This is a genomic window from Microbacterium sp. SLBN-146, from assembly GCF_006715145.1.
Taxonomy (GTDB): Bacteria; Actinomycetota; Actinomycetes; order Actinomycetales; family Microbacteriaceae; genus Microbacterium.
Genome location: NZ_VFMR01000001.1, coordinates 934637 through 955153, shown reverse-complemented (window position 1 = coordinate 955153; position 20517 = coordinate 934637). Strand labels below are relative to the sequence as shown.

Annotated in this window: 22 protein-coding genes and 2 tRNA genes; 9 read left to right on the top strand and 15 right to left on the bottom strand. The window is 65.6% G+C overall.

The features are described from left to right. The first annotated feature begins 41 nt into the window (after positions 1-41). Entirely contained in the window at positions 42-1742 is a 1701-nt protein-coding gene (pknB, locus tag FBY39_RS04160; RefSeq protein ID WP_141930432.1) for a Stk1 family PASTA domain-containing Ser/Thr kinase, read from the top strand. A gap of 18 nt (positions 1743-1760) precedes the next feature. Here pknB and FBY39_RS04155 read toward each other — a convergent pair whose 3' ends face one another. From FBY39_RS04155 to FBY39_RS04150, 3 genes are read right to left on the bottom strand one after another with little or no spacing between them, the layout of a single operon-like run. After that, entirely contained in the window at positions 1761-2387 is a 627-nt protein-coding gene (locus FBY39_RS04155) for an aminodeoxychorismate/anthranilate synthase component II (protein ID WP_141930431.1), read from the bottom strand. Beyond that, positions 2384-2539, bottom strand: a complete 156-nt coding sequence (locus tag FBY39_RS16510; RefSeq protein WP_179520388.1) for a hypothetical protein — start codon at positions 2537-2539, stop codon at positions 2384-2386. Before FBY39_RS16510 ends, FBY39_RS04155 begins: the two co-directional genes overlap by 4 nt. After that, the gene (locus FBY39_RS04150) at positions 2539-3318 is read right to left on the bottom strand and encodes a class E sortase (RefSeq protein WP_260837431.1); all 780 of its coding nucleotides are present in this window, start codon (positions 3316-3318) and stop codon (positions 2539-2541) included. The genes FBY39_RS16510 and FBY39_RS04150 overlap by 1 nt, the downstream gene beginning before the upstream one ends. Positions 3319-3396: 78 nt before the next feature. On the opposite strand from FBY39_RS04150, the gene FBY39_RS04145 reads away from it, so the two are divergent. After that, entirely contained in the window at positions 3397-3636 is a 240-nt protein-coding gene (locus FBY39_RS04145) for a cell division protein CrgA (RefSeq protein WP_141930429.1), read from the top strand. Between the two features lie 69 nt (positions 3637-3705). Here the strand turns inward: FBY39_RS04145 and FBY39_RS04140 are convergent, their stop codons facing one another. Together FBY39_RS04140 and FBY39_RS04135 are read right to left on the bottom strand one after the other, a co-directional pair. Then, entirely contained in the window at positions 3706-4599 is an 894-nt protein-coding gene (locus tag FBY39_RS04140) for a rhomboid family intramembrane serine protease (protein ID WP_141930428.1), read from the bottom strand. 13 nt (positions 4600-4612) lie between these two features. Then, the gene (locus tag FBY39_RS04135) at positions 4613-5170 is read right to left on the bottom strand and encodes a peptidylprolyl isomerase (RefSeq protein ID WP_141930426.1); all 558 of its coding nucleotides are present in this window, start codon (positions 5168-5170) and stop codon (positions 4613-4615) included. A gap of 101 nt (positions 5171-5271) precedes the next feature. Between FBY39_RS04135 and FBY39_RS04130 the strand changes: the two genes are divergently transcribed. Both FBY39_RS04130 and FBY39_RS04125 read left to right on the top strand, forming a co-directional pair. After that, positions 5272-5850: a DNA helicase gene (locus FBY39_RS04130; RefSeq protein ID WP_141930424.1), complete on the top strand. Its 579-nt coding sequence runs from the start codon at positions 5272-5274 to the stop codon at positions 5848-5850. Continuing rightward, positions 5843-6316, top strand: a complete 474-nt coding sequence (locus tag FBY39_RS04125) for an aminoacyl-tRNA deacylase (RefSeq protein ID WP_141930422.1) — start codon at positions 5843-5845, stop codon at positions 6314-6316. The genes FBY39_RS04130 and FBY39_RS04125 overlap by 8 nt, the downstream gene beginning before the upstream one ends. A 466-nt stretch (positions 6317-6782) precedes the next feature. Here the strand turns inward: FBY39_RS04125 and FBY39_RS04120 are convergent, their stop codons facing one another. Then, positions 6783-7205, bottom strand: a complete 423-nt coding sequence (locus tag FBY39_RS04120; protein WP_141930420.1) for an NUDIX hydrolase — start codon at positions 7203-7205, stop codon at positions 6783-6785. Between the two features lie 115 nt (positions 7206-7320). On the opposite strand from FBY39_RS04120, the gene FBY39_RS04115 reads away from it, so the two are divergent. Further along, positions 7321-7965: a hypothetical protein gene (locus FBY39_RS04115; protein WP_141930418.1), complete on the top strand. Its 645-nt coding sequence runs from the start codon at positions 7321-7323 to the stop codon at positions 7963-7965. A gap of 37 nt (positions 7966-8002) precedes the next feature. Here FBY39_RS04115 and FBY39_RS04110 read toward each other — a convergent pair. From FBY39_RS04110 to dnaA, 9 genes are all read right to left on the bottom strand, one after another. Further along, positions 8003-8075 (bottom strand) — tRNA-Ala (locus FBY39_RS04110). Positions 8076-8086: 11 nt separating this feature from the next. Continuing rightward, positions 8087-8160: transfer RNA gene (locus tag FBY39_RS04105), tRNA-Ile, on the bottom strand. A gap of 85 nt (positions 8161-8245) precedes the next feature. Further along, complete coding sequence (locus FBY39_RS04100; protein WP_141930416.1) at positions 8246-8650, bottom strand: DUF3566 domain-containing protein; 405 nt, start codon at positions 8648-8650, stop codon at positions 8246-8248. Continuing rightward, positions 8647-11247: a DNA gyrase subunit A gene (gene gyrA, locus FBY39_RS04095; protein ID WP_141930414.1), complete on the bottom strand. Its 2601-nt coding sequence runs from the start codon at positions 11245-11247 to the stop codon at positions 8647-8649. Before gyrA ends, FBY39_RS04100 begins: the two co-directional genes overlap by 4 nt. A gap of 43 nt (positions 11248-11290) precedes the next feature. Continuing rightward, on the bottom strand, positions 11291-13336 hold the full coding sequence (gene gyrB / locus FBY39_RS04090; RefSeq protein WP_141930412.1) for a DNA topoisomerase (ATP-hydrolyzing) subunit B: 2046 nt from the start codon (positions 13334-13336) through the stop codon (positions 11291-11293). Positions 13337-13459: 123 nt separating this feature from the next. Beyond that, entirely contained in the window at positions 13460-13957 is a 498-nt protein-coding gene (locus FBY39_RS04085; protein WP_141930411.1) for a DUF721 domain-containing protein, read from the bottom strand. Further along, a complete protein-coding gene (recF, locus tag FBY39_RS04080) occupies positions 13950-15134 on the bottom strand; it encodes a DNA replication/repair protein RecF (RefSeq protein WP_141930409.1) in 1185 nt (394 codons plus the stop codon). Before recF ends, FBY39_RS04085 begins: the two co-directional genes overlap by 8 nt. Positions 15135-15187: 53 nt before the next feature. Further along, the gene (gene dnaN / locus FBY39_RS04075) at positions 15188-16339 is read right to left on the bottom strand and encodes a DNA polymerase III subunit beta (RefSeq protein WP_141930407.1); all 1152 of its coding nucleotides are present in this window, start codon (positions 16337-16339) and stop codon (positions 15188-15190) included. 439 nt (positions 16340-16778) lie between these two features. Beyond that, positions 16779-18215: a chromosomal replication initiator protein DnaA gene (dnaA, locus tag FBY39_RS04070; RefSeq protein WP_141930405.1), complete on the bottom strand. Its 1437-nt coding sequence runs from the start codon at positions 18213-18215 to the stop codon at positions 16779-16781. Between the two features lie 304 nt (positions 18216-18519). On the opposite strand from dnaA, the gene rpmH reads away from it, so the two are divergent. From rpmH to yidC, 4 genes are read left to right on the top strand one after another with little or no spacing between them, the layout of a single operon-like run. Further along, positions 18520-18657 (top strand): 50S ribosomal protein L34, encoded by a 138-nt coding sequence (gene rpmH, locus FBY39_RS04065; protein ID WP_013584598.1) that lies wholly within the window; start codon positions 18520-18522, stop codon positions 18655-18657. A gap of 10 nt (positions 18658-18667) precedes the next feature. Then, complete coding sequence (gene rnpA, locus FBY39_RS04060) at positions 18668-19006, top strand: ribonuclease P protein component (RefSeq protein ID WP_141930403.1); 339 nt, start codon at positions 18668-18670, stop codon at positions 19004-19006. Continuing rightward, entirely contained in the window at positions 19003-19359 is a 357-nt protein-coding gene (gene yidD, locus FBY39_RS04055; RefSeq protein WP_141930400.1) for a membrane protein insertion efficiency factor YidD, read from the top strand. Before rnpA ends, yidD begins: the two co-directional genes overlap by 4 nt. An 8-nt stretch (positions 19360-19367) precedes the next feature. Next, on the top strand, positions 19368-20495 hold the full coding sequence (gene yidC, locus FBY39_RS04050; RefSeq protein WP_141930398.1) for a membrane protein insertase YidC: 1128 nt from the start codon (positions 19368-19370) through the stop codon (positions 20493-20495). Positions 20496-20517: the final 22 nt, after the last annotated feature.

Below are 20517 nucleotides of genomic sequence, written 5' to 3'. Positions count from 1 at the left end.
GCCTCGGTTAGGCTTTCGGGAGGTCCAACGCAGGGAGTGAAGTGTCTGCTGAACCGCGCGTCCTGTCAGGGCGCTATCGCGTCGATGAGCTCATCGGTCGCGGCGGCATGGCGAGTGTCTATCGTGGCTACGACGTGACGCTCGGTCGCGACGTCGCCATCAAGGTGCTCGATCGCGATCTCGCGAGCGACAACGCTTTCCGCACGAGGTTCCGTCTCGAGGCGCAGGCAGCGTCGCGCATGGCCCACCCCACGATCGTGCGCGTCTACGACGCCGGCGAAGACAGCGAGACACAGCCCGACGGCTCCGTCCGTGCGGTTCCGTACATCGTGATGGAGCTCGTCAAGGGCCGCCTCCTGAAGGACATCATCTCCGACGGGCCCGTCCCGGTCACCGAGGCCGTGCGCTATGTCGACGGCATCCTCGAAGCACTCGAGTACTCCCACCGCGCCGGTGTCGTCCACCGCGACATCAAGCCCGGCAACGTCATGGTCACTGACGCGGGCCAGATCAAGGTCATGGACTTCGGCATCGCGCGCGCCGTGTCGGACGGCTCGTCCACCGTCGCGGAGACGACCGCGATCCTCGGGACGGCGGCGTACTTCTCGCCCGAGCAGGCCAAGGGCGAACCGGTCGATGCCCGTGCCGACCTGTACTCCGCGGGCGTCGTGCTGTACGAGCTCCTCGCCGGACGCACGCCGTTCCGCGGAGAGTCGCCCGTCGCCGTGGCGTATCAGCACGTCAGCGAAGCACCCCTCCCGCCGTCGGAGATCAACGAGACGGTCCCCCGTGCGTTGGATGCCGTCGCGCTCCGTGCTCTCGCGAAGGACCCGTTCCAGCGCTATCAGGACGCTGCGTCGTTCCGCGAGTCGCTCGACGCCACGATCGACGGCAGGCCCCCGACGAAGCGTCAGGTGTCGGCGCTCACGAGCGAGCTCTACGGTCCCAACCCGCGCCAGGCGGCGGAGACCGCCCGATCGCTGCGGCAGCTGAGCACCGACACGACGATGAAGCGCACCCAGTCCGGGCCGCCCGTCGCGTGGATCTGGTCGGGGGTCGCGCTCCTCGCGGTCCTCCTGGCAGCCGTGCTGTTCTGGGTGCTGACGATTCGTCCCGACGGCGGTGACGTGCCGTCGATCGCGCGGATCGTCCCCGACGTGAGCGGCATGACGTACGAGCGCGCCGCGCAGGAGCTCGGTGAAGAAGACCTTCTCTCGCGCCGCCTCGACGAGGCGAACGCCGACGTCGCAGTGGGGAACGTCATTCGCACCGACCCGCCCGCGGGGGAGTCGGTGACCCCCGAGCAGGAGATCCGTGTCTACGTGTCGACGGGCCAGGAGCTGTCGACGGTCCCCGTTCTCGAAGGACTGAGTCAGGATGCCGCGGCGCAAGCGCTCGAAGCGGCGGGGCTCTCTCTCGGTCTCATCACGCAGCGGAACGACGCGCAGATCGCCGGGGGCACCGTCCTGTCCGCGGATCAACGCGCCGACGCCGAGATTCCCAAGGGCACGGCCGTGAATCTCGTCGTCGCCTCGGGTCGCGTCACGATCAACGATGTGACCGGCTTCACGATCGACGCCGCGACGCGGCAGTTGGAGGCGGACGGACTCACCGTGACGGCCCAGGAAGATCCCGGGTGCGCGGCGGACGACCCTCCGACGGTGCGTTCCCAGTCGCTTCCACCGGGCGATGTCCCGATCCTCTCGGCGATCACGCTCGTCTACTGCTCGGGCGCTCCCTGATCGGCGATGGATCCCTGATCAGGGACGCAGCGCGGCCCCGATGGATGCGGCATCCTCGTAGCCGACGCTCTGCAGCCAGTTGCCGAGCAGACGGTGGCCTCCCTCGGTGAGCACGCTCTCCGGGTGGAACTGTACGCCGACGATCCGCTCGGTCCGGTGCTCGATCCCCATGACGACACCCGAGTCGGTGCGGCTCGTGACGCGCAGCACCGCGGGCATCGACTCCGGCACGATCGCAAGCGAGTGATACCGCGTCGCCGTGAAAGGTTGCGGCAGGCCGCTGTAGAGCGCTGACCCGTCGTGGTGGACGGTCGAGGTCATCCCGTGCATCAGCTCGGGGGCGTGCGATACGGTTCCGCCGAATGCCTCCGCGATGGCCTGGTGCCCGAGGCATACGCCGAGCAGGGGAGTACCCAGCTTCGCGGCCGCACGGACGACCTCGACCGACGCGCCCGCGTCGCGGGGTGTTCCGGGACCGGGCGATACGAGCACGCCCCGGTACGGCGCGATCTCGGCGATCGGGTCGCTGATCGCATCGGCCTCGACGATGTCGGTCTCGGCGCCGAGCTGCGTCAGATAGGCGATGAGGGTGTGGACGAAACTGTCGTGGTTGTCGACGACGAGGATGCCGCGGCATCCCGTCATTCGACAGTAACCTCTTGCGGGTTGACGAACTCGCTCACCCACGGAAACGCGTAGAAGAGCAGGCCGTAGAGAACGGCAGCGATGAGCACGAGCAGGATGAAGACCCGCACCCACCAGGGGCCGGGGAGAACGCGCCAGAGTGCGCCGTACATCAGATGCCCTCCGTCAAGGATGCCGGGGGCCCGGCTCCGCGGGGAGTGTAGGAGTCGAAGACACCGTAGGCGACGATGCGCTCCGCCATCGAGAACATCGGACTGCAGCTCGTGAGGGTGATGTAGCGCGAGCCCGCTTCGACACCCACTGCCTGCGGCACGGGCTGGAGGACGTCGACCTCATCGGGTGTCACGTACTCGAGCGTCCGGAATCGGTAGGTGTACCAGCCATTGGGGGTCTCGACCACGATGGGGTCGCCGATGCGGAGTTCGGCGATGCGGTTGAACGGTGCACCCCACGTCGTCCGATGCGCCGCGAGGGCGAAGTTGCCGGTCTGGCCGGGCATCGACGTTCCGGGGTAGTGGCCGACGCCGATGGGGTCGAGGGTCCGCGCACGCGTGACGCCACCTGCGATGTCGAACGAGTAGTCGGCACCGAAACGCGGAATGCGCATGATGCCGAACACCTCGGCGTCGGCGGGTTCCGGGAGCGCCACCGGCTCGACCGTCGCCGGCTCCGTTTCCGCGTCGGGCGTCGCGGCGGGAGGAACGTACTCCTGGGCCCACTGCTGCGAGCGCTCCTCGCTCTCGGCGAAACGCTGTGCTCCGTAGATGAGATCGCCCACCCAGAGCTGCCACACGACGTACAGGAGCGTGATGACACCGGCGGTGATGAGCAGTTCGCCGATCACGCCCAGAACGGAGACGCGCCGCCGGGGACGCGAACGCGATCGCAGGGCGGCAGAGCCCCCCGCGTCGACACCAGCCAGCTTCTCCACGGGCCGATTCTAGTGATGCCAGGCTGTGGCACCGCTGGCAGTTCTTCGATGGACCACCCCGGCGGCTACAATGCTTGCATGGCGAGACCCGGCAAAGATGACGACGCGATGATCGAGCGCGCAGAAGGCGAAGCAGCCCCGAATCCCGTGTGGTTCAAGCCCATCATGCTCGGGCTCATGCTCATCGGACTCGCGTGGGTGCTCGTCTTTTACCTCAGCAACCAGCAGTGGCCCATTCCGGGTATCGGCGGGTGGAACCTCGTGGTCGGTTTCGGCATCGCCTTCGTCGGGTTCTTGATGACGACGCGCTGGCGCTGAGCCGCGGCATCCGACACCGAACAACACCCGTGTAATTCATCCCCACCTGTGGATGAACCTGTGGATAACTCAGACGGCGTACGCCGGTAGCACCGTGAACACGGGAATCGCGAGAAGCGCCACGAGTCCGACTCCTGTCGCGATCAACAGCGCGATCTGAAGCTTCCGCTGGCTCGTCGCGCGCGTGCGCGTGAAGATGAAGCCGACGATGACTCCGACGACGAGTCCGCCGACGTGTGCCTGCCACGACACGTTGAAGCCCGGTATGAAGCCGATCGCGAGGTTGATCGCCAGCACGACCGCGATGCCGGCGATGTTGGCCCCGATGTGTCGACCGATCACGATGAGCGCCCCGAAGAGGCCGAAGATCGCCCCCGATGCACCCACGACGGGAGTACCGAACGACAGGAGCGTCACGGCGACCGAACCGCCGAGCGTACTGAGAAGGTAGAGAGCGACGAATCGCCAGCGACCGAGCAGGGGCTCGAGACTTCGTCCGATGAGCAGAAGCGCCAGCATATTCAGCGCGATGTGCCAGATGCCGGAGTGCACGAGCGAGACGCTCAGCAGACGCCACGGCTCGAAGGTTCCCGTGAGCGGGGGATAGAGCGCGGGCGCCCAGAACATCAGCGCGCTCTCGACGGTGCGCCCGAATCCGGGAATGAGCGTCACGATGTACACGAGCGCCGTGATGCCGATGATGGCGTACGTCGCGAGCGGCCGTGCATCACTCACGACGACGGGCCGCGAGCGCGCCCAGCGTCGCTCCGCCTTCTTCTGCGCGTTCGTCTGCGACGACCGCTGCTCCTTCATGCACTCGGGACAGACGACGCCCACCGCGGCGGGCGTCTGGCACTCCGGGCAGATCGTCCGCAGGCACCGCTGGCACAGCACGAAGCTCTGCCGGTCGGGATGCCGGTAGCAGAAGTTGTCGCGGTTGCGCGCGAAGTCCGCCGTGGTCACGGGAAGCGGCGGTTCAGACCGTCGCGATGTCGATCGACTCGATGACGACCGGCTCGACGGGTCGGTCGCCCGCCGCCGTGGGCACGGACGCGATCGCGTCGACGACGGCGCGGGAGTCGGCGTCGACGACGTCGCCGAAGATCGTGTGCTTGCCCTGCAGCCACGGCGTCGGGTCGGTCGTGATGAAGAACTGGGAGCCGTTGGTGCCCTCGGCCTTGCCGGTGATCGCGTTACGGCGCAGGCCCGCGTTCGCCATGGCGAGCTTGTAGGGCTCGGCGAAGGTGAGCTCCGGGCTGATCTCGTCGTTGAAGTTGTATCCGGGGCCGCCCGTGCCCTGACCGAGGGGGTCTCCGCCCTGGATCATGAAGCCGGGGATGATGCGGTGGAAGATCACGCCGTTGTAGAGGGGGCCCTCGCCGGGCTTGCCGGTGGCGGGGTCCGTCCATTCGCCCGAGCCGTCCGAAAGTCCGATGAAGTTCTTGACCGTCCGCGGCGCGTGGTCGCCGTAGAGGTTGACGAGGATGTCGCCGTGGTTGGTGTGGATCGTGGCGACGGCTGTGTGCTGAGGCATGTCTTACATTCTCGCAGAGATCTCAGCAACCCTTCCCTCTGCAGCCGTTGCCGTCTGGCAAGATGGGGTGAATCACCGACCCCGTCGAGAGGGAGGGCCCCGTGAGCCTCAGCCGCAAGCGCAAGAAGGAACTCCGCAAGCTTCAGTCGCAGGCCAACGCCCTGTGGGAATCGCAGCAGGTACTCGTCGGCGAGGCGGCGCACGTCGCTCGCGAGGCGAGCCGTCAGCTCGGCAACTTCGGCCGTGAGCAGGTCGGCCCGCAGGTGCAGGCCACGTACGAGAAGTACGCCGCGCCTTACGTCGACCGCAGTGTCAAGGCGTCCAAGCACGTGCTCGAGAAGAACATCGTTCCCGCGACGGGTGTGGTCGTCGGTACCGCTCTGTCAGCGTGGGATGCCGCGAACGAGACCCGTCAGCGGTTCGCCGCGGGTCGCGGCTTCTCGCTCCCCGACGCATCGAAGTACTCGAAAAAGGCCGACAAGTACGCCAAGTCGGTCACCCGCAAGCTGTCCTCGGCCATCCCCGAGCCGCAGCGCAAGGGCATGGGTGCCGGCGGTGTCATCGCCATCATCCTCGGAGCCGTCGCGGCGGCGGGTGTTCTCTACGCCGCCTGGCAGACGCTTCGCGCGGACGACGAGCTGTGGGTGGCGGACGACCCGCTGCGCGCACCGGATGCCTGATCCCCTTTCACGCGTAAGGAACGCCGCCGCGGCGCTCGGGCTCGAGATCGAGCTGAAAGAGCGCCCGGCGGCGAACAGTCTCGCCGAAGCAGCCGCGCTCCTCGGCCTGCAGCCGGCGGACATCGTCAAGACGCTCGTCGTCAAGCGCAGCGACGACACATACTTGTTCGCTCTCGTGCCCGGGGACCGCGCGATCTCGTGGGCGAAGTTGCGCGCCGTCGTGGGCGTGAACAAGCTTCAGTTCCCCGATGCGGAGCGCGCGCTGGCCGCAACCGGCTACGAGCGGGGCACCATCGTGCCGATCGGCGCCGATGGCGGGTGGCCCGTCTACGCCGACGAGCGCATCGTGGGGCAGCGCATCGCCATGGGTGCCGGCGCGCACGGCTACAGTCTCTTCGTCGACGCCGACGCCCTCATCGCCGCCTTCGGCGCGACGGTCGCCGACATCTCGCAGGACGCCAGCTAACTCAGGCGCCGCGCCCCGGCGCCATGCGGCGCGGGGCGCGATCCGTCGCCCGGGAGCTCTCGCCGTGCGGCACGGGGCGCGATCCGTCGCTCGGGGCGCGTAACCCACGCCCCGACAGCGCGCAACACGCCCCACCCGCTCAAACCGCGCCCCACTCGCGATCCGGTGCTCCTTCGAACCGTCCCGAGACGGATGCCACGGGTCGGGGCGCGATCTGACCCTCGGGCACCTCTCGCCGTGCGGCACGGGGCGCGATCCGTCGCTCGGGGCGCTTAATCCACGCCCCGACAGCGCGGAGCACGCCCCACCGACTCAAGCCGCGCCCCACTCGCGATCCGGTGCTCATTCGAACGGTCCCGACGGATGCCACGGGTCGGGGCGCAATCTGATGCGCGGGGCGCACAATCCGCGCCCCGAGGCGACAACGCGCGCCCCAATCGGCGGACCCCGGCTCGGGGTGGGTCGATCAGGCGATGCCGGCCATTTCGAGACCGATGTCGACGAGTTTGACGCGCTGCAACTCGCGCACCGCGTCACGCGTGAACCAGTCGGCCCTGTCGGTCGATCCGTTCCGCTCGTTCCGCAGGCTTCCGCCCGACACGCGAGCACGGTAGACGATCCTGAGGGTGTGCAGGGGTTCGACGGATGCCGTGATCCTGGCCGACCCCGGAATGACGCGCGAGTGGATGCCGAGCAGCTCCTCGACGACGACCTTGTACCCGGTCTCCTCACGAACCTCGCGACGGACGGCGACCTCCGGGTCTTCGCCGGCCTCGAGCCCCCCGCCAGGAAGCGTCCATGCGGCGCGTCGCCCCTCGATCCACCGTGCCAGCAGCAGTCTCTCGTCGTCATCGACGATGATCGCGTACGCGGCGACCCTCATGTCCATGCTCCACCCTAACCGGGGATAGACGATCGTCTGGATGCGACGGAAGGGACCAGACCGGAAATGTGAATGTCATCCTGTGGTTGACACTCACACATCGGCCTTCTAGTCTCGAGCCATGGACGATTCGGCTTCCCGGAGGAAACTCACGCTGGCCGATCTCGCCGCAAGGATCGAGCTGGATTCCGCGGCAGCATCCGACGACATCACGTCGATTCGGGATGCTGACGAGTTGGCTCGACGTTCCCGGGAGCGTCTGCACGAACTGGTACGGGGAGCGCATGCCCGCGGGGTGTCTTGGCAATCGATCGGCGATGCACTCGGCGTCAGTCGCCAGGCCGCGTTCAAGCGGTTCGGTCATCAGAATGAAGGGGAGCTTATGTCGCAGCAGGTGATCGATCTGGTCGATCGCACGAGTACGGTCTTTCAGAGTCTGGATGCCGGCGACTACGACGCCGTGCGGACGCACATGACCTATACCTGCGCCCGTGCGCTGAGCAAGCGGACGCTCATGCGGGTGTGGAGCAACGTCGTCGAGGACTCGGGCACTCTCGAGGCCTGTACCGACGCGACGGTTCAGACGCCAGACGGAACGACGACTGTCAGCAAGTTCCTGAATCGACACCTGAGCACGGGCGCGATCGTTCAGACGACCCTCCGCCATGAAGCCGGTGAGTGGATCGGGCGCATCGCGTACAACGGAACGGGCAAGATCACCGGCATCCTCATCGCCCCGCCAGGCGCGCAGAATCTGCCGTTCTGATCACCGAGTCGGCTTTCAAGATCTTCACGAAATGATGTGGAGCCTAGGAGATTCGAACTCCTGACATCCTGCTTGCAAAGCAGGCGCTCTACCAACTGAGCTAAGGCCCCGGAAACGGGAGTGGGGCTACCAGGACTTGAACCTGGGACCTCTTCATTATCAGTGAAGCGCTCTAACCGCCTGAGCTATAGCCCCGTTTCGACGCTGCTGTGCGCCGTCAACCTCCAAGACTTTACCCGACTCCCGGCCGTTTTCACGAATCGGGTCGGGCGCCTCGGAGCTAGTTGGATGTGAAGCCGACGAGCAGTCCGCCCGTCACCTTCACCGCGAGGTTGTAGATCCCCGCCATGACCGCACCGAGCACCGTCACGACCACGAGATTGAGGATCGCGACGATTGCCGAGAAGGCGAGCACCTGCGGCAGGCTCACGAACTGCGACAGCAGGAAGCTGCCGTCCGAGAAGCCCGCGAAGAACTCGTCCGCGCGGTCGATGAGACCCGTCAGGTCGACGATGAAGAAGATCAGCACGAACGACACGACCGTCACGACCGCGACGGCGATGGCCGCGAGGAAGGACAGCTTCACAGCGGACCAGAAGTCGATGTAGACGAGCCGCAGGCGGACCTGCTTCGCGCTCGAACGTTGCGTGGACTTCCGGGCGAGCTTGTCGGCTACCGTACTCATGCGTCAACACTCTCTTCGGGGGTCTCGGGGGAGGGCCCGTCGGCGGGCTCTGTGGCCGATTCTGCGTCAACCGCCTCGGTGATCCCACGCTCACCGTTCCGAGCGATCGCAAGGATGCGATCGTCGTCGTCGGGGCGGGCGAAAACGACACCCATGGTGTCGCGACCCTTGGCTGGGACCTCGGCCACGGCAGAGCGTACCACCTTGCCGCTGGCAAGAACCACCAAGACCTCGTCGTCGTCCGACACGATCAGACCGCCCGCGAGAACCCCTCGATCCTCGTTGAGCTTGGCCACCTTGATGCCCAGACCGCCACGACTCTGCACGCGATACTGGTCGACAGCCGTGCGCTTCGCGTAGCCGCCCTCGGTCACGATGAACACGAACGCGTCGTCTCGAGCGACGGATGCCGAGAGCAGGCTGTCTCCCTCTCGGAAGGACATTCCCTTGACACCCGAGGTCGACCGGCCCATCGGGCGGAGTGCTCCGTCGGTCGCAGAGAAGCGCAGCGACATCCCTCGCCGGCTGATGAGGAGGATGTCATCGCCCTCGTCGACGAGCAGCGCACTCACGAGCTCGTCCGAGCCCGCGACATCCGCGTCGTCATCGTCGGACTCGGCGTCGTCCGACCGGAGCTTGATCGCGATGATCCCGCCCTGACGGTTGGTGTCGTACTCCTCCAGGCGCGTCTTCTTGACGAGACCCGCGCGCGTGGCGAGCACGAGGTAGGTGGCGACGCTGTAGTCGCGGATGTCGAGGATCTGCGCGATCTCCTCGTCGGGCTGAAGCGCGAGCAGGTTCGCGACGTGCTGACCCTTCGCGTCGCGCCCGGCCTCGGCGATCTCGTACGTCTTCGCCCGGTAGACGCGGCCCTTCGTCGTGAAGAACAGCAGCCAGTGGTGCGTCGTCGTGACGAAGAAGTGCTCGACGACGTCGTCGGCGCGCAGTTGCGCCCCTCGCACGCCCTTGCCTCCGCGATGCTGCGAACGATAGTGGTCGCTGCGCGTCCGCTTGACGTAGCCGTCGCGCGTGACGGTGACGACCATCTCCTCTTCGGGGATGAGGTCTTCGACCGACATGTCACCGTCGTAGCCCGGGAGGATCTGGGTGCGGCGATCGTCGCCGAACCGGTCGACGATCCCCGTCAGCTCTTCGTGGATGATCGTGCGCTGACGACCCGGCTTGGCCAGGATGTCTTTGAAGTCCTCGATACGAGCCTCGAGCTCGGTCGCTTCGTCGAGCAGCTTCTGCCGCTCGAGGGCCGCGAGCCGGCGCAGCTGCATGTCGAGGATCGCGGTCGCCTGACGATCGTCGACGTCGAGGAGCGACTTGAGCCCTTCGCGCGCTTCGTCGACCGTCGGAGAGCGACGGATGAGCGCGATGACCTCGTCGAGCGCGTCGAGCGCCTTGAGGTAGCCGCGCAGAATGTGCATGCGCTTCTCGGCCTCGCGCAGGCGATACGTCGTCCGGCGGACGATGACCTCGATCTGGTGATCGATCCAGTGCGAGATGAATCCGTCGAGGGGGAGTGTCCGCGGGACGCCGTCGACGATCGCGAGCATGTTCGCGCCGAAGTTGTCCTGCAGCTGCGTGTGCTTGTACAGGTTGTTGAGGACGACCTTCGCAACGGCGTCGCGCTTGAGCACGATGACAAGGCGCTGACCCGTCCGGTCCGACGTCTCGTCGCGGATGTCCGCGATGCCGGTGATCTTGCCCTCGCGTGCGAGGTCGCTGATCTTGACCGCGACGTTGTCGGGGTTGACCTGGTACGGCAGTTCGGTGATCACGAGGCACGTGCGGCCCTGGATCTCCTCGATGTTGACGACGGCCCGCATCGTGATGGAGCCGCGGCCCGTGCGATAGGCCTCCTTGATCCCCTTCGTGCCGAGGATCTGCGCGGCGGTGGGGAAGTCGGGCCCCGGGATCCGCTCGAGGAGCGCGTCGAGCAGCTCCTCCTTCGTGGCATCCGGGTTCTCCAGAGCCCACAGAGCACCGGCAGCCACCTCGCGGAGGTTGTGGGGCGGGATGTTGGTCGCCATACCGACCGCGATACCGACCGATCCGTTGACGAGGAGGTTGGGGAAACGAGCGGGGAGGACCGTCGGCTCCTGGGTCTGCCCGTCGTAGTTGTCCTGGAAGTTGACGGTCTCCTCTTCGATGTCGCGCACCATCTCGAGCGCGAGGGGAGCCATCTTGGTCTCGGTGTAGCGGGGTGCGGCCGCGCCCTGGTTTCCCGGCGAACCGAAGTTGCCCTGGCCGAGCGCCAGCGGATAGCGCAGCGACCACGGCTGAACGAGACGCACGAGAGCGTCGTAGATCGGCGAGTCTCCGTGCGGGTGGTACTGACCCATGACCTCGCCGACGACGCGAGCGCACTTCGAGAACGACTTGTCGGGGCGGAACCCGCCGTCGTACATGCCGTAGATGACACGACGGTGGACGGGCTTCAATCCATCACGAACGTCGGGGAGCGCACGGCCGACGATGACACTCATCGCGTAGTCGAGATAGCTCCGCTGCATCTCGGACTGGAGGTCGACCTGGTCGATATGACCGTGGTTGTGCGGGACCGGCTCGGGGCGTTCTTCGTCAGCCATGTTCTCTCAGTTCTGCGTAGTCGACGTGCGGCGAAGGCCGGAGTCAGATGTCGAGGAAGCGGACGTCTTTGGCGTTGCGTTGGATGAACCCACGGCGCGACTCGACGTCCTCGCCCATGAGGATCGTGAAGATCTCATCGGCTGCCGCCGCGTCGTCGATCGTCACCTGCTTGAGCGTGCGGGTCTCGGGATCCATGGTCGTCTCCCACAGCTCCTTGGCGTTCATCTCGCCGAGACCCTTGTAGCGCTGGACGCTGTTGTCCTTCGGGATCCGCTTTCCGGATGCCAGGCCGTCAGCGAGAAGCGCGTCGCGTTCGCGATCGCTGAAGACGTACTCGTGGGGCGAGTTCGACCACTTCAGCCGGTACAGGGGAGGCTGCGCGAGGTAGACGAATCCGGCCTCGATGAGTCCGCGCATGTAGCGGAACAGCATCGTCAGCAGGAGCGTCGTGATGTGCTGGCCGTCGACATCGGCATCCGCCATCAGGACGATCTTGTGATACCGCGCCTTTCCGATGTCGAACTCTTCGCCGATGCCCGTGCCGAAAGCCGAGATCATCGCCTGGACTTCCTTGTTGCCGAGCGCACGGTCCAGCCGCGCCCGCTCGACGTTGAGGATCTTGCCCCGGAGAGCCAGGATCGCCTGCGTGTGAGGGTCGCGACCCTGGACGGCGGAGCCGCCGGCCGAGTCACCCTCGACGAGGAAGATCTCGCTGATCGAGGGATCCTTCGACGTGCAGTCCTTGAGCTTGTCCGGCATCGCGGCCGACTCGAAGACGCTCTTACGACGAGCGGTCTCGCGCGCCTTTCTCGCCGCCAGCCTCGCGGTCGCCGCATCGATCGCCTTCCGCACGACGTTCTTCGCCTGGACGGGATTGCGGTTGAACCAATCGCCGAGCTGGTCGCCCACGACCTTCTGCACGAAGGCCTTCGCCTCGGTGTTGCCGAGCTTGGTCTTCGTCTGACCCTCGAACTGGGGCTCGGACAGCTTGACCGAGAGTACGGCGGTGAGTCCCTCGCGGACGTCGTCGCCCGAGAGGTTCTCGTCCTTGTCCTTGAGCAGGCTCTGGGCGCGTGCGTACTTGTTGACGAGTGTCGTCAGCGCCGCCCGGAAACCTTCTTCGTGGGTCCCGCCCTCATGCGTGTTGATCGTGTTGGCGTAGGTGAAGACGTTCTCGGTGTACCCCGTCGTCCACTGCATGGCCACTTCGAGAGCGATCTTGCGGTCGGTGTCTTCCGACTCGAACGCGATGACCTCGTCGTTGACGTGCTCCGCCTTGCGGACGAGGTTGAGGTACTCGACGTAGTCGACGAGACCGCGCTCATACAAATAGCTGTCGTTCGGCTGCTGCAGGACGACCTCACCCGGTTCGGTCTCGGCCTCGAAGGCCGAGTCGGGACGCTCGTCGCGAAGGTCGATGCGGAGCCCCTTGTTGAGGAACGCCATCTGCTGGAAGCGAGTGCGGAGAGTGTCGTAGTCAAAGTCGACGCTCTCGAAAATCGCCGGGTCCGGCCAGAACGTGATCGTCGTGCCGGTCTCGGTCGACTCCTCCGCACGCTCGAGCGGCGCCTGGGGGATGCCGCCGTCGCGGTACGACTGGCGCCAGACGTATCCCTGACGCTTGACCTCGACCTCGAGGCGCGTCGAAAGCGCGTTCACGACGGACGAACCGACACCGTGCAGGCCACCCGAGACGGCGTAGCCGCCGCCTCCGAACTTTCCACCGGCATGGAGGACCGTCAGGACGACCTCGACCGTGGACTTCCCCTCGGTACGGTGCATGTCGACGGGGATACCGCGACCGTTGTCGATCACTCGAACGGCACCGTCGGGGAGGATCGTCACGATGATCGTGTCGCAGTACCCGGCGAGCGCCTCGTCGACGGAGTTGTCGACGATCTCGTAGACGAGGTGGTGGAGACCGCGAGGGCCGGTCGACCCGATGTACATGCCGGGGCGCTTGCGCACCGCCTCGAGTCCCTCGAGGACCTGAATCTCGTCGGCTCCGTATTCGCCCGGGGTCTTCTCATGCGGTGCCGCAGCCTGTGCGGTCTCTTCCGGAACGCTCTCGGGAATGTCTGACGTCATAGGTTTCTCGGCGCTCCAGATAGGTATTCGAGGACCTAGACAGTCTATCGGCTTCGCGTCGCCCGCGTCTGCTCTACGCGCCTGTAGCGCGCGGAAATGCGGCGGGATGACCGCAGGGGTGGGTCAGCCGTAGGTATCGCGCGGACCGCGGCCTGGAATCGTTCTGGGGCCCCATTTCCAAGAGGGAACGTCCGGTCCCAAGAAGCGGATGGTCTTGACGCCCGCTTCGGGGTAGCGACGGACGATCTCGGAGAGGATGTGCGCGCGCATGAGTTGCAGCTGCTTGGCCCACGCCGTCGAGTCGGCCTGGACCGTGAGTGTCCCGTCCTGGAAGGCGACGGGACGTGTGTGCTGAGCGGTGTCGGCGCCGGCCACTTCGTCCCACGCACGCACGACGTCTTCGCGGGCGAGTTGTGGGTCCCACCCCGCTTCGCGCGTCAGTGTGGCGAGTACATCGCCGACGCCATGCGGGTCTCGGCCGGGAGCGAAGGGGGCGTTCTCATCGTCGACCGCCCGGCGGCGCTTGCGTCGGAACGTGCGCGCGGAGGGCTCGAGTCCGCGCAGACGGAGGTACGTCGCAACGGTCTCGGGAATGTCGGCCGGCCCTCTCCCCTCAGTCATGGACGACACCCCCGGTGGTCGCGGGCTCATCGGCGTCGATAATGCGACCCGACTCGACACGCACGATCCTCGCTCTGAGTCCGTCAGGCACATCCGCCTCGACGGCAGCGGTCACGACGACCTGCTCGTACCCCGATGAGAGAGTGGCCAAGCGTGCGCGACGATCGACATCGAGCTCGGCGAAGACGTCGTCCAGGATCAGCACGGGGTCGCCCAGCATCGATTCGGACCGGAGGAGTTCAGCCGAAGCCAGCCTCAGCGAGAGCGCGACCGACCACGATTCGCCGTGCGAGGCGTAGCCCTTCACCGGAAGGCCGCGGACCCGCAGGACGAGATCGTCACGATGCGGCCCGACGAGCGTGAGACCGCGATCGAGTTCCGTGTTCCGACGGTCGGCGAGTGCTGCGCGGAATTCTTCGTCGATCGAAGGGGAGACGACATCGGATGCCGCGCCGGCGACGCCTTCTTCCGGGTCTGCGCCGCGAATCGACAGGGACCATTCGACCTCCGGGCTGTGGTCCGCTCCCGCGATCGCCGTATACGCCTCGGCGAGCGGTGATCGCAGGTCATCGGCGAGCGCGAGCCGGGCACGGATCAACTCGGAACCCAGAAAGACGAGCTTCTCATCCCAGACGTCGAGGGTCGAGAGGGAGTCGCCGCGCACTCCCCGTGCGCGCGCCGATTTGAGCAGCGCATTGCGCTGCTTGAGCACACGGTCGTAGTCGGCCATGACTCCTGAGAGCCGTGGAGCCCGCTGACCCAGCAACTGGTCGACGAAGCGACGGCGTGAAGAAGGGTCGCCGCGCACGATCTGCAGATCTTCCGGGGCGAAGAGCACGACGTGTGCGAAACGGGGCAGTTCCGAGGGCTTGACGGGCGACCCGTTCACGCGAGCCTTGTTGGACCCCTGCCTGTTGATCTGCGCTTCGAGTAGCACCCGTCGATCGCCATGGGCCAGGCGGGTGCGGAGGATCGCAGCATCCGCACCGTCCTTCACCATCGGCGCATCGGTCGACACGCGATGTGATCCGAGCGTCGCGAAGAACGCGATGCCTTCCGCGAGATTCGTCTTGCCCTGTCCGTTGCGACCCACGAAGACGTTCGGACCAGCCGTGAGCCCGACCTCGGCAACCGCATAGTTGCGGAAGTCGACAAGGCTCAGGTGCTCCACGATCACCGGGTCAGCCTAATCGGACGCACCGACAGCGGCTCATGACAGCCGCAGTCGGTTCAACGCAGAAGAAGGTTGGGCTGGAGAAGGTACTTGAACGAATCGGACCCGGCCTTGTCGACCGACGTCTGAGGTGTCACGAGCACCGGGCTGAGCTTGTTCGCATTCTCGCTCGACGTGAAGGTGATGCGAGCGAACTCGCTGCGGACGGCGCCGAGCGACTCGAGCAGATACTGCGGGTTGAGGCCGAGAGTGACGTCCTCGCCCACGAGGTGCGCATCGACGGACTCCGAAGCCCGCGCCTGTTCGGTGCCCGACGCGTCCATCGACACGGCATCCGTCGTGAACGTGAATCGCAGGGGGGCCGAACGGTCGAGAACGAGCGAGACGCGACGGACCGCTTCGGCCAACTCCGCCGTGTTCACGACAGCGTGGTGCTCGGTGGCCTCGGGGAAAAGTCGCCGCACGGGCGGGAAGTTGCCCTTGATCAGCAGCGACGTCACCGTCTTGTTGCCCGCCGTGAAGGCGATGATCTCGCGATCGCCGGTTCCCGAGAAGGCGACCTTGATGTCGCCACCGTGGGCGAACGTCTTGCCGACCTCGGTCAGCGTGCGTGCCGGGACGAGTGCCGTCATGGTCTCGTCGGATGCCGTCGATCCGCCATCCCACGGGATCTCGCGGAGCGCCACGCGATAACGGTCGGTCGCAACGAGGCTCAGGCTCGTTCCCGTGACCTCGAGCTGCACACCGGTGAGGACCGGCGTGACGTCGTCGCGGGATGCCGCGAACGCGACCTGTGCGATCGCCGTCGCGAAGTCCTCGGCGGGAACCACGCCCGAGTCGCCGGTCACTTCGGGAATCGCGGGGTATTCCTGCACCGGCATCGACGACAGCGTGAATCGGGCCGAGCCGCATGACAGCAGAATGCCGCCATCTTCATCGACCTCGATCTGGATGGGAGCGTTGGGGAGGCGGCTCGCGATGTCCGAGAGCAGGCGTCCGTGCACGAGGATCGTGCCGGGATCGTCGACCGTCGCCTCGATGGTGGTTCGAGCAGAGGCTTCGTAGTCGAACGCTGACAGCGACAGGCCGGCGTCCGTCGCCTCGATGAGCACACCGGCCAGGATCGGCTGCGGGTTGCGCTGCGGGAGGAGCTTGACGACGAACGACACGGCCTCGCTGAACACATCGCGATTGACGTGGAACTTCACGAATGCTCCCTTGACATCGGGCTGGGAGTACTCATGCTAGTGCCCCTGCCGATTCTCGCCAGATCCGACCTGTCATTCGGTTCTCCACGAGAAGGTCATCGGATCGGGATTCAAAGTAATAGTTCTCTGTCATGGTGTTAACGCCTGTGGAATCTGTGGATAAGTCGGTGGATACCTGACCGGACATGGGAACTACACGCGTGTGAGTTGTGGAGCGGCTGCGGATGACGTCGTGAGTTGACGACGCGGTCCATCCGGAGTTCACCGACTCGTCCACAGGCATCCGGCTTCTCTTCACAATCCGCGCAGAGCGACGACAAGTTATCCACAAGTTATCCACACTGTGGAGACTGCGCATGATGAGGCCTCCGGGGCGGCTCTGTCAAGCTCGCGCCGAGGCATATGTCCCGCTGGCTGCATCTGCGGGTCGGAGGAAGGTTCAGCGGCCGTTGCGACCCAGTTGCGCCGTGATCTCGGAGACTTGGTTGTAGATCGACCGACGCTCTTTCATGAGCTCACTGATCTTCTTGTACGCGTACATGACGGTCGTGTGGTCGCGATTTCCGAAGAGCTGACCGATCTTGGGCAGTGAGAGACTCGTCCGCTCGCGGCAGAGATACATCGCGATCTGTCGAGCCGTGGCGATGGACTGCGACCTGCTCGAACCGTAGAGATCGTCGACGGTGAGCTTGAAGTAGCCTGCGGTCGCAGTGATGATGTCGGTCGGCGAGATGACGTTGGCCTCGTCCTGATCGACGATGTCGCGCAGCACGGTCTGAGCGAGCGACATGTCGAGTGTCGAACGGTTCAAACTCGCGAACGCGGACACACGGATGAGAGCGCCCTCGAGTTCGCGGATATTCGAGGAGACGACGGTCGCGATGTACTCGAGCACCTCGTCGGGGATGTGAAGTCGCTCGGACTGCGCCTTCTTTCGGAGGATCGCGATGCGCGTCTCGAGGTCGGGCGCCTGGACGTCGGTGATGAGGCCCCACTCGAACCGGCTGCGCATGCGGTCCTCGAAGCCCGTCAGATGCTTGGGCGGCACGTCGCTCGTGATGACGACCTGCTTGTCGTGGTCGTGCAGCGTGTTGAAGGTGTGGAAGAACGCCTCTTGCGTCTCGGCACGACCCTGCAGGAACTGGATGTCGTCGATCAGGAGGATGTCGACGTCGCGGTAGCGCGCCTGGAAGGCAGAACCGCGGTTGTTGGCGATCGAGTTGATGAAGTCGTTCGTGAACTCTTCGCTCGAGACGTACCGGACTTTGATTCCGGCGTAGAGGCTGATGGCGTAGTCGCCGATGGCGTGCAGCAGGTGGGTCTTCCCGAGTCCGGAATCTCCGTAGACGAAGAGCGGGTTGTACGCCTTGGCAGGTGCTTCGGCGACCGCGACCGCTGCGGCATGGGCGAACCTGTTCGATTGGCCGATGACGAAGTTGTCGAACGTGTACTTGGGATTGAGGCGAGTGTCGCTGCGCTGAATGACGGGAGAGGATTCGGTGGAATCCTCGATCGGGGACCTCATCATCGAGGGATTGAGGCTCGGCCCGGCCGGCGCGTGCACATCCTGGACGGGGATGGGAGCAGTCAGATGCGCGTCGATCAGCTCGGGGTTGACGACGACGCGCAGACCCGTGACTTCGCCATCCGGGGAGGCAGTCGCGATGGCCTCGAGGATCGGCGTGCGCATCCGCTTGTTGATCTGCGCAGCGGTGAGATCGTTCGGAACGTCGAGGTAGAGCGTTCCGCCCATGACCCCCTGCGGGACAGCGAGGTTGAGGAACCCTTCGAGCTGCGGGGTCACGCGATCGTCGGTGCGGAGGGCGTCCAGCACGGCTGCCCAGATGGGAACATCCGGATGATCGTGCGCTGACATGGCCCCCCCGGGTCTCGATGAATCCCACGGATGCCGCGGTGTCGCCGCGCGTAGCCTGTGGATAACTGCCGGAGACACGCTAGTCAGCACGGGTCTCGGGAGCAAACTCCACTGTAGGCATGTGCGGCGTGTCATTGCCAGGCCCGAGCCCGGCGGCTGTGCATAATGCCCGCCCCGTGGTTCCGGTTTGAGTTCTTCGCCGTCTCGACGTAGCCTTAGTCGGTTGACTTATGCCCTTTGGGCGGTCCCCTCATCGTCGTCTTCGGGTACGTGAATCCGCAGACATCTCATCCGGAGTGATCTCATGAGCAAGCGCACGTTCCAGCCCAACAACCGTCGTCGTGCCAAGAAGCACGGTTTCCGCGCACGTATGCGCACCCGCGCCGGTCGCGGCATCCTGGCGGCTCGCCGCGCCAAGGGCCGCACCGAGCTCTCGGCCTGAACCCAGGCCGGTGCTGGCGAGGCCGAACCGACTCACCCGCGGAGCGGACTATAAGGCCGCTGTCCGTCGGGGACGACGTTGTGCCGGTTCTCACACCGTCACCTACGTGACATCTTCGGTGGAGGATCGCCCGACTCGCTTCGGCTTCATCGTCAGTCGTCAGGTGGGGGGCGCAGTGGTACGCAACACGGTCCGTCGCAGACTCAAGGCCGTGTGCGCCGAATCCTTGAATGATGTCCGGCCCGGCGTCGACATCGTCATCCGCGCGCTCCCCGGTGCAGGTTCGGTCGATTTCGCAGAGTTGCGGGCCGAAGTCACGCGCTGCCTTTCACAGAGGGCCGCGGCATGAGCGTCCTCCCGTCTTACGCCCGTGGTGAGGACCACCTCGACGCATCCGATGTGCTGCGTGCAGCTCCGCTCCTCCCTCGCAACCTCGTCCTCGGGTTCCTCCATGGTTACCGTGCGACGATCTCGCCGATGTACGGCGACGTCTGCAAGTACTTTCCCTCCTGCTCGGCGTACGCCGTCGGGGCAGTACAGCAACACGGGGCGATCAAGGGCGCGGCACTCACCGCCGCTCGACTCGCCCGGTGTCATCCGTGGGCCGTCGGCGGCGTCGACGACGTCCCACCTCATGAGCACTTCCGGCACGGGCTGACGTCGCACGGCTTCGTCGTCCCAGCCTCCACTCGAAAGGACTGATCCTTCAGATGGATCTCTTGCTCTCCTCGACGCCGGCCCCGGCGCCCTCCGGTGGCGGTTTCGACCTCATCGGCACCATCCTGTGGCCTCTGAAGTGGCTCGTCGAGATGGTGCTGGTCGGATGGCACTGGCTCTTCACCGCGATCGGATTCTCGCCGGCTGACGGTCTGACCTGGGTCCTCGCGATCGTCGGCCTCGTGATCGTCGTCCGCTCCGCGATGATCCCGCTCTTCGTTCGGCAGATCAAGAGCCAGCGTAAGATGATGGAAATCGCTCCTGAACTGCGAAAAGTTCAGGAGAAGTACCGCGGCAAGCGTGATCAGCTGTCTCGTGAGGCGATGAGCCGCGAGACGATGGCGCTGTATAAGAAGCACGGGACGACTCCCGTGTCGAGCTGTCTGCCGCTCCTCGTCCAGATGCCCGTCTTCTTCGCGCTCTTCAGCGTGCTGAACGATGTGACGCGACACGCGACCGCAGGGATCGGCGGAGTCGGACTCCTCAACGCGGAGCTCACGCAGCAGTTCTACGACGCGAAGCTCTTCGGCGTCGCGTCATTGCACGAGACTCTGATCAACGCGTTCGAGAGCAACAACGTCGTCGCGATCGTCATTCTTCTCGCACTCGTCGTTCTGATGATCCTGTCGCAGTTCTTCACACAGCTGCAGATCATCTCGAAGAACCTCTCCCCCGAGGCCAAGACCGGCCAGGCGTACCAGATGCAGAAGATCATGCTCTGGGTGCTGCCGTTCGCCTTCGTCTTCTCGGGTGTCTTCTTCCCGCTCGGCGTCGTCATCTACTGGTTCGTCTCCAACCTCTGGACGATGGGTCAGCAGTTCCTCGTCATCCGCGAGATGCCCACCCCCGGGTCGGACGCGGCGAAGGCCCGCGAGGAGCGCCTCGCTCGCAAGGGCAAGGCGATCGACTCGTCGGGCAAGGTCGTTCCGATGGAGAAGTACCAGGCGGAGCAGCAGCGTCTCCTCGAAGAGGCGGAGCGTGCAAAGGCAGCTGCGCCCAAGCGCCAGCAGCCGGTGGGCAAGCAGCGAGCCAAGAAGTCGGGACAGCGGCCTACCGGGACGCCCGGCGGTGCGCCAGGACCACAGAAGAAGCCGGATGCAGGCGGTCCCACGCCTCGCTGATCGGACTGCTCCGATCAGCGGC

Bases quoted from the DNA above. Each gene is read 5' to 3' on its own strand.
- gyrA (WP_141930414.1), bottom strand. From the start codon at position 11,247: ATGGCTGACGAAGAACGCCCCGAGCCGGTCCCGCACAACCACGGTCAT.
- FBY39_RS04145 (WP_141930429.1), top strand. From the start codon at position 3,397: ATGGCGAGACCCGGCAAAGATGACGACGCGATGATCGAGCGCGCAGAA.
- gyrB (WP_141930412.1), bottom strand. From the start codon at position 13,336: ATGACGTCAGACATTCCCGAGAGCGTTCCGGAAGAGACCGCACAGGCT.
- FBY39_RS16510 (WP_179520388.1), bottom strand. From the start codon at position 2,539: ATGTACGGCGCACTCTGGCGCGTTCTCCCCGGCCCCTGGTGGGTGCGG.
- yidC (WP_141930398.1), top strand. From the start codon at position 19,368: ATGGATCTCTTGCTCTCCTCGACGCCGGCCCCGGCGCCCTCCGGTGGC.
- FBY39_RS04155 (WP_141930431.1), bottom strand. From the start codon at position 2,387: ATGACGGGATGCCGCGGCATCCTCGTCGTCGACAACCACGACAGTTTC.
- dnaA (WP_141930405.1), bottom strand. From the start codon at position 18,215: ATGTCAGCGCACGATCATCCGGATGTTCCCATCTGGGCAGCCGTGCTG.
- FBY39_RS04125 (WP_141930422.1), top strand. From the start codon at position 5,843: ATGCCTGATCCCCTTTCACGCGTAAGGAACGCCGCCGCGGCGCTCGGG.
- FBY39_RS04100 (WP_141930416.1), bottom strand. From the start codon at position 8,650: ATGAGTACGGTAGCCGACAAGCTCGCCCGGAAGTCCACGCAACGTTCG.
- rpmH (WP_013584598.1), top strand. From the start codon at position 18,520: ATGAGCAAGCGCACGTTCCAGCCCAACAACCGTCGTCGTGCCAAGAAG.
- FBY39_RS04135 (WP_141930426.1), bottom strand. From the start codon at position 5,170: ATGCCTCAGCACACAGCCGTCGCCACGATCCACACCAACCACGGCGAC.
- yidD (WP_141930400.1), top strand. From the start codon at position 19,003: ATGAGCGTCCTCCCGTCTTACGCCCGTGGTGAGGACCACCTCGACGCA.
- FBY39_RS04085 (WP_141930411.1), bottom strand. From the start codon at position 13,957: ATGACTGAGGGGAGAGGGCCGGCCGACATTCCCGAGACCGTTGCGACG.
- FBY39_RS04120 (WP_141930420.1), bottom strand. From the start codon at position 7,205: ATGGACATGAGGGTCGCCGCGTACGCGATCATCGTCGATGACGACGAG.
- FBY39_RS04115 (WP_141930418.1), top strand. From the start codon at position 7,321: ATGGACGATTCGGCTTCCCGGAGGAAACTCACGCTGGCCGATCTCGCC.